The sequence below is a fragment of the Flintibacter muris genome, from assembly GCF_943192995.1.
Classification (GTDB): domain Bacteria; phylum Bacillota; class Clostridia; order Oscillospirales; family Oscillospiraceae; genus Lawsonibacter; species Lawsonibacter muris.
The window spans coordinates 35,334-41,587 of the sequence record NZ_CALPCP010000029.1; the positions used below are offsets into that span (position 1 = coordinate 35,334).

The 6,254-nt window shown below is 56.6% G+C and carries 9 protein-coding genes; 5 read left to right on the forward strand and 4 right to left on the reverse strand.

What is annotated here, in order from left to right:
* The first annotated feature begins 88 nt into the window (after window positions 1–88).
* Complete coding sequence (locus tag NFS22_RS17220) at window positions 89–364, forward strand: hypothetical protein (protein WP_148336512.1); 276 nt, start codon at window positions 89–91, stop codon at window positions 362–364.
* Between the two features lie 7 nt (window positions 365–371).
* Here NFS22_RS17220 and NFS22_RS17225 read toward each other — a convergent pair whose 3' ends face one another.
* Both NFS22_RS17225 and NFS22_RS17230 read right to left on the reverse strand, forming a co-directional pair.
* Window positions 372–1,523, reverse strand: a complete 1,152-nt coding sequence (locus tag NFS22_RS17225; protein WP_251318939.1) for a sensor histidine kinase — start codon at window positions 1,521–1,523, stop codon at window positions 372–374.
* On the reverse strand, window positions 1,520–2,197 hold the full coding sequence (locus NFS22_RS17230; protein WP_251318940.1) for a response regulator transcription factor: 678 nt from the start codon (window positions 2,195–2,197) through the stop codon (window positions 1,520–1,522). Before NFS22_RS17230 ends, NFS22_RS17225 begins: the two co-directional genes overlap by 4 nt.
* Before the next feature lie 147 nt (window positions 2,198–2,344).
* On the opposite strand from NFS22_RS17230, the gene NFS22_RS17235 reads away from it, so the two are divergent.
* Genes NFS22_RS17235 through NFS22_RS17245 form a run of 3 tightly spaced genes read left to right on the forward strand, consistent with a single transcriptional unit; the run spans window position 2,345 to window position 4,348 of the window.
* Window positions 2,345–2,491, forward strand: a complete 147-nt coding sequence (locus NFS22_RS17235; protein ID WP_181357199.1) for a CD1871A family CXXC motif-containing protein — start codon at window positions 2,345–2,347, stop codon at window positions 2,489–2,491.
* A gap of 25 nt (window positions 2,492–2,516) precedes the next feature.
* A complete protein-coding gene (locus NFS22_RS17240) occupies window positions 2,517–3,392 on the forward strand; it encodes a 4Fe-4S binding protein (protein WP_251318946.1) in 876 nt (291 codons plus the stop codon).
* Window positions 3,389–4,348 (forward strand): TlpA disulfide reductase family protein, encoded by a 960-nt coding sequence (locus tag NFS22_RS17245; RefSeq protein WP_251318941.1) that lies wholly within the window; start codon window positions 3,389–3,391, stop codon window positions 4,346–4,348. Before NFS22_RS17240 ends, NFS22_RS17245 begins: the two co-directional genes overlap by 4 nt.
* A gap of 121 nt (window positions 4,349–4,469) precedes the next feature.
* Here NFS22_RS17245 and NFS22_RS17250 read toward each other — a convergent pair whose 3' ends face one another.
* Window positions 4,470–4,787, reverse strand: coding sequence for a plasmid mobilization protein (locus NFS22_RS17250; RefSeq protein WP_251318942.1), 318 nt, complete (start codon window positions 4,785–4,787; stop codon window positions 4,470–4,472).
* Window positions 4,788–4,969: 182 nt separating this feature from the next.
* Window positions 4,970–5,185 carry a helix-turn-helix domain-containing protein gene (locus NFS22_RS17255; protein WP_136890929.1) on the reverse strand — a complete coding sequence of 72 codons (216 nt, stop codon included), beginning with the start codon at window positions 5,183–5,185 and terminating at the stop codon, window positions 4,970–4,972.
* Between the two features lie 173 nt (window positions 5,186–5,358).
* On the opposite strand from NFS22_RS17255, the gene NFS22_RS17260 reads away from it, so the two are divergent.
* Window positions 5,359–6,045: a helix-turn-helix domain-containing protein gene (locus NFS22_RS17260; RefSeq protein ID WP_420908887.1), complete on the forward strand. Its 687-nt coding sequence runs from the start codon at window positions 5,359–5,361 to the stop codon at window positions 6,043–6,045.
* Window positions 6,046–6,254 lie beyond the last annotated feature (209 nt).

Consider the following 6,254-nt stretch of genomic DNA (forward strand, 5'->3'; position numbering starts at 1 on the left):
GATTGGCGATTACTATTTTCCATGCCTGACTGCACCTGCTGAAGAAGAACAGCCTATTGCGTGACAGAGCCGCAGAAAGGATAAGCCTATGAGAACAGGACCTACCAAGCAGGAAAAGACCACCGAAATCTATTTTGACGAGAAAGACCCCACCATCTTCATCCGCACCCACAACACCGACCTCAAAAACAGGCTGACCGCATACAGCCGCAAACACCCTGCCGTCTGCAAGCTGACGGACGTAGACCCGGACACGGGCTGCAAGGAATTTGAGATTGAAAAGGGACGCTTCTCTTTCCGGCTGACCGCCCCATACAGAGAGGAACGCCGCAGGGCGGCAAGCGAAGCGGCGAAAAACGAATAAAAGGGTTTTAGGGCTTCGTTGATTGTTGCGTTGGCAACCCCACCGCAATGGTAGTGCCCTTCTCCGAACTTTTCTCTACCCAAACGGAGCCGCCGTGGAGATCGACGATCTCCCACACCAGAGAAAGTCCCAGTCCCGCGCCGCCGTACTCGCGGCTGCGGGACTTGTCCACCCGGAAGAAGGGCTGGAAGATACTGCGCTGATACACCTCCGGGATGCCGCAGCCGGTGTCGGAGACGCGGAGCAGGAGCTTTTCCAACTCCTGAGTGACAGAAACCCGTACCGAGCCGCCCGGCCGGTTGTACTTGACGGCGTTCTCCGTCAGGTTGAAGATCAGCCGGTAGATCAGTGCATCGCTGCCGGTCATAATGCCGTCGCCCTCCGCCGTCAGCGTGACGCCGAGCTTATCTGAGAGCGGCGCAAGATCTGTGAAGATCTCCTCAATCATGGGAGCGAGCTGGATCCGCTCGTTCCGCGCCACCTGCCGCAGATTGCTCATCTCCAGCAGTGTCCTGGTCATCTGTATCAGCCGTTCCGTCTGCTCACGCAAAAGCGTGAGGAACTCCGCCGTATCCGGTCGCACATCAGGATGCTCCGCGGAAAACAGCTCCAACTGCGCCTGCATTAGTGCCAATGGCGTACGCAGCTCGTGGGCGGCGTTGCCGGTGAACTGCCGCTGGGCGGAAAAGGCGTTGTTCAGCCGCTCCAGCATCTGGTTGAACGAGCGGCTCAGCTGCCGGAACTCCGAAATAGCATCTTCATCGATCCTCATATCGGCAAGATTGTTCAGCTGCACCTGCTCCACCTGCGAGGTAAAGCTGCGCAGGGGCTTGAGAGCGCGTCCGCTGACGAAATAGGCGAGGATGCCGCTGAGCAGCGTTACCGCCGCCGTGATGTACCAGTTGGTGGTGCGGAAGCGCCCCTGCACCCCATCGACGACGATGATCAACTCCTCGTTGGGCGCTATGAGCTGCGGGTCAAAGCTCGCCGCTCCGCCATCATTCAGGATCACCGTGCCGCCGCCTTGTAAACTGTCCGCAATGGTGTCCATATAGTACACACCGGAGGAGCACAGCAGCAAATTCATGGCCACGCAGGTGATGCCGATGAGCAGGACGGACATCAGCGTGATGCGCCACTGCAGGGAAAGCCGCTTCATTCCTCCTCGCCTCCCATCAGATAGCCCTCGCCGATGCGGTTGCGGATGGGGTCATAGCCCAGCACGGCGCGGAGCTTTTTGCGCAGAGCGGAGATGTGGACGCGAATGGAATTGCTGAAGCTGTCCACGCTGTTGTCCCAGACGTGATCCATCAGCTCCTCCTGACTCACGGGCCGCCCCTGATGCACCATCAAATATTCCAGAATACCCGTCTCCTTGCGGGTCAGTGTCAAGGTCTGTCCGTTGACGGCGGCGGTGCGGGAGCGGGTGTCGAAGCTCAGGTCTCCGCAGCTTAGCAGCACATCCTGCTGGGTGAACTGCCGCAATGTCAGGCTGCGGATGCGGGCCTCCAGCTCAGCCAAGTGGAAGGGCTTTGCCAGATAGTCGTTTGCCCCGGCGTCCAGCCCCGCAACCTTGTCCTCCACCTCACTGCGGGCGGAGAGGATCAGCACCCGCGTCTCCCGGTCAGTCTGCCGCAGGGTGCGCAGCACCGTCATGCCGTCCTTTTTCGGCAGATTCAGATCAAGAAGCACCAGATCGTATCGTTCCACGCCCAGAAGCGCCAGCGCCTTTTCGCCGTCATAGCAGTAGTCCACGCTGTAGGCCAGCCGCCGCAGGCTGCGAACGATGGTCTCGCACAAGGCGCGTTCATCTTCAATTACTAAAAGGTGCATGAGAGCCCTCCTTTTTATTTCTTCGTTTTTGTGTTGCTTTCATTATAGCAAAAACAGATAAAGTTTGCGTTAAGTTTTCGTTCTTAACAGAGACTTTAACTCTCCCGCGCTATGATGGGGGCAGAAAATCGAAAAGGGTGATGAAAAATGAGCTGCGAGAAAAAGGCCGCGGCGCAGATCGTGCTGCTGATGGCCGGAGCCGCCATGCTGTGCTTTGGTGTCTGGCGGGGCGAGGCGGCGACAGTGCTGAGCAAAGCAATCAAATTATGTCTGGAGTGTGTGGGCATTGGGTAAAAAGTTTTCAGGCGTTTCACAGACCATGTCCCGCTTCCGGGGCTGGATTCAGGCGGGGGCGACGCTGCTGACCAACCTGCATCTGCCGAACTTTCTCAAGGGCGGACTGTATCAGGGGGCGGGGAAGACCGTCTGCGTGCCGGGGCTGAACTGCTACTCCTGTCCGGCGGCGTCCGGGGCCTGCCCCATCGGGGCGTTTCAGGCGGTGGTGGGGTCTTCCAAGTTCAGCTTCTCCTACTATATCACAGGCTTCCTCATTCTGCTGGGCGTGCTGCTGGGGCGCTTTATCTGCGGCTTTCTATGCCCCTTCGGCTGGTTTCAGGAGCTGCTGCACAAAATCCCCACTAAGAAGCTTTCCACAAAGAGGCTGAAGCCGCTGACATACCTGAAATACGCTGTCCTGCTGGTGATGGTTTTCCTGCTACCGGCGTTCCTTGTGAACGATGTAGGCATGGGTGACCCGTTCTTCTGCAAATACCTCTGCCCCCAAGGCGTGCTGGAGGGAGCCATCCCGCTGTCCCTTGCCAATTCCGGCATCCGGGCGGCGCTGGGCAAGCTGTTTACATGGAAATTCAGCATTCTGCTGTCGGTGATCGTGCTGAGCGTGCTGTTCTACCGTCCCTTCTGCAAGTGGCTCTGCCCGCTTGGCGCATTCTACGCGCTGTTCAACCGGGTGTCCCTCTTCCAGATGAAGGTGGACAAGAATAAGTGCGTCTCCTGTGGAAACTGTGCCAGAGCCTGCAAGATGGATGTGGACGTGACGAAAACGCCCAACCATACTGAGTGTATCCGCTGCGGGATGTGCATCCGCGCCTGTCCAACGAACGCCGTGTGCTTCCGCTACGGCTTCGGCAGCGGGAAAGAAACAACAAAGAAAACAACGATGGAGGAATTAAAATGAACAGGAAGAGAATTTTTGCACTGGCTTTTGCCGTGCTGATGGTGCTGTCTCTGGCAGCCTGCGGCACGCGAGACAACGACAAGATGGCGAATGGAAGCGGCAACGGCTCCGCCATGACTGGCGAGCCGAAAACCGCCGAGGAGGCGCTCGCCCTGCACAAGGAGCTGCTGGAGCGGGAGAACGCGCTCCTGTCGGAAAATACCGAGCTGTGGGAAAAGGTCTTTATGGAGGCCGACAAGGGCATGGCCATGATCGAGGACGGGAAAAACTACGGCGACTTCCTGCTGGACACCGTTGAGGCCGCTAAAGAGCAGTTCACCGACAAGGAGTATGAGTGGCTGAAGGAGTCAGCCACGGAGATCAGCAATATCGAAAACAAGCTGACCGCGCTGGAGGAAAAGTACCCCGAGATTGTGCAGCAATCCATGGACGGCGATATGAGTATGCCCGCGGGCAGCGACACGAGCAACCCTCCCGACGACGGCAGTATGCAGAAGTTCCCCGCCTTTGAGGGCAAGGACCTGGATGGCAACGCGGTGAAAAGCGACGAGCTGTTCTCCGGCAACGCCGTCACCGTGGTGAATTTCTGGTTCACCACCTGCAATCCCTGCGTGGGCGAGCTTTCCGAGCTGGACGCACTGAACAAGGAGCTTGCGAAGAAGGGCGGCTCCCTCATCGGCGTCAACACCTTCACTCTGGACGGCGACGAAGCGGCAATTTCCGAGGCGAAGGATGTGCTTGCCAAGAAGGGCGCCACCTATCAGAATGTGTATTTTGACTCCGACGGTGAGGCGGGAAAGTTTACCACCAACATCCTTGCCTATCCCACCACCTATGTGGTCGACCGCAGCGGCAATATCGTGGGTGACCCCATCGTAGGCGCCATCACGGAAAAGAAGCAGGCGGAGACGCTGCAAAAGCTCATCGACCAGACTCTTGCCGCCGATATGGGCTGACAAACGAATTTATCCTGGGCTTTGACCTGGACGACCCCAGCTAACCTGATATGCCTAAATGTGATACCTTTATGTACGCACCGCATGGCCTTATGGCTGTGCGGTGCTTTTTCATCTGCCGTCAGTCCTTCGTGTAAGCGTCCACGATACGTACTTCCAGTTCCCGGTTCCGCTCCATCGCCCTGCGGAGTTCCGGCACTTCCAGCAGGCCCCTGGCGTTGGCGATAATGAGGATTCGATTGAGGCTGGCTCCCACCCTGCGGACTTCACAGATCAGCTTCGGCACATCGACGGAGGGGGCCTCCCGGATGGCAGCGCCGCTGATACACTGCCGGATGAACCGCTCACGGGAACCCCGTACCCTGCCAACCTTTTCGTTGAGGTCAGCCAGTTCCTCGTCAGACAGACGGATGATGATTTGGTTCGTTCTGCTTCGCATGGATTCTCCTTTCTCCGGGGTCATAGGGGCGGCAAGCCCCTGTCAAGCGGTATTGTGATATCACAATACGTTGCTTGCTAAGACTGTACCACTTCCGCCCCGACGTATTTTTCGGGTGCGTCCCCGATACCCCGGCTGTTCTTTTCAGCCGGTGAATTTTGGGAGAACACGCCCAAGGTACGTCACTCGACCCGGCGGACGTCACCCTCCCGGAGCAGGTTCCGCCCCTGGTTGACGGCCATAAACCGTTCCAGCGTGTCCCGCCGAATGATGGCTTTCCGGCCCACCTTCAGCACCGGCAGCTTGCCCCAGTCCACCAGCTTTCGCATGGTGTTACGCCCAATGCCCGTACACTCGGCGGCTTCCTCGATGGTCAGCCCCATTTTAACTGCGCTCATTCTGCACGCTCCTTTCTGATGCGCTCGTTTCGCAACCGCAACACCGTTATTATACCTAATTCGCCGCTGTTTGTCAACTCGTTTTAAGGAGTCTTAAAAATTCTTTTTGAAAATATATGAAAAATAGGGTTGCGATTCAAATTCGATTGTGTTATACTCATACTCAATAGGAGGTGAACTTCTTGGATAACGCAGAAATGCTCACTCCAAAAGAGGTCGGCAAACGTATCAAAGAGCGCAGAAATGAAATCGGTATCTCCATGCCGGAACTTGGGCGGCGGGTGGGGGTCAACAAATCCACCATCCAGCGGTACGAAACGGATGGGGTCAATCCCAACCGCAGTATGATCATCAACGGCTTGGCGGACGCCCTGCAAACCACCCCGGAATGGTTGACAGGACTATCCGATGAAAAGGAAGTCAAGGAGAGTGGCGACAGCCGCACCGTCTGCGAGGGAGAGGTTTTAGACCATCTGAACAGCTTTTTGGACGCTGTAAACAGGACAGTACAGCCGGAAGTCCAGCGGCGGTTCCTCACGTCCACGCTTTGCCTGCTGATCGACCTGTTCTCTGTCACCGCCCAGCACTACGGCAGGACACTGAATGAGATCGACCGGCTGGCCGGGGATGAAGCCCTCAAAAAATCCATCCAGCAGTACACCATCGACGTGGACGACATCATTACGCCTGTCTATCGCCGGGAGATGGAAGCTCCTATCGAGGATATGAAGCGGTTTCTGGACGGGCTGCTACATATCTTCGACAAAGGGCGTACCAGGGTTGATACAGCCTATCTGTATAACATCCTGCATGACGCCCAGGCGCGGCTGAACGCCGCCAACGATTCCGTGGCACCTTGACAACATAATATGCCGGAAATAACCGGCAGAAATGATGTAACGCACATCATACGTCACAGGCCCGATTGCCACGGATAGAAAGGAGTATTTTATCTATGGCAAAAGGTTCTGTACGCAAAAAGGGCAAAAAGTCAATGTCAATAAGTTAAGCAAGCAATAGACAACCGGAAGCGTGAATTGTTAAAAAAAGGGGGGCAACAAAGGAGGAC

What these genes read in the sequence shown, in the direction of transcription:
- NFS22_RS17220 (WP_148336512.1), top strand. Translation starts at nt 89, where the DNA reads ATGAGAACAGGACCTACCAAGCAGGAAAAGACCACCGAAATCTATTTT.
- NFS22_RS17225 (WP_251318939.1), bottom strand. Translation starts at nt 1,523, where the DNA reads ATGAAGCGGCTTTCCCTGCAGTGGCGCATCACGCTGATGTCCGTCCTG.
- NFS22_RS17230 (WP_251318940.1), bottom strand. Translation starts at nt 2,197, where the DNA reads ATGCACCTTTTAGTAATTGAAGATGAACGCGCCTTGTGCGAGACCATC.
- NFS22_RS17235 (WP_181357199.1), top strand. Translation starts at nt 2,345, where the DNA reads ATGAGCTGCGAGAAAAAGGCCGCGGCGCAGATCGTGCTGCTGATGGCC.
- NFS22_RS17240 (WP_251318946.1), top strand. Translation starts at nt 2,517, where the DNA reads ATGTCCCGCTTCCGGGGCTGGATTCAGGCGGGGGCGACGCTGCTGACC.
- NFS22_RS17245 (WP_251318941.1), top strand. Translation starts at nt 3,389, where the DNA reads ATGAACAGGAAGAGAATTTTTGCACTGGCTTTTGCCGTGCTGATGGTG.
- NFS22_RS17250 (WP_251318942.1), bottom strand. Translation starts at nt 4,787, where the DNA reads ATGCGAAGCAGAACGAACCAAATCATCATCCGTCTGTCTGACGAGGAA.
- NFS22_RS17255 (WP_136890929.1), bottom strand. Translation starts at nt 5,185, where the DNA reads ATGAGCGCAGTTAAAATGGGGCTGACCATCGAGGAAGCCGCCGAGTGT.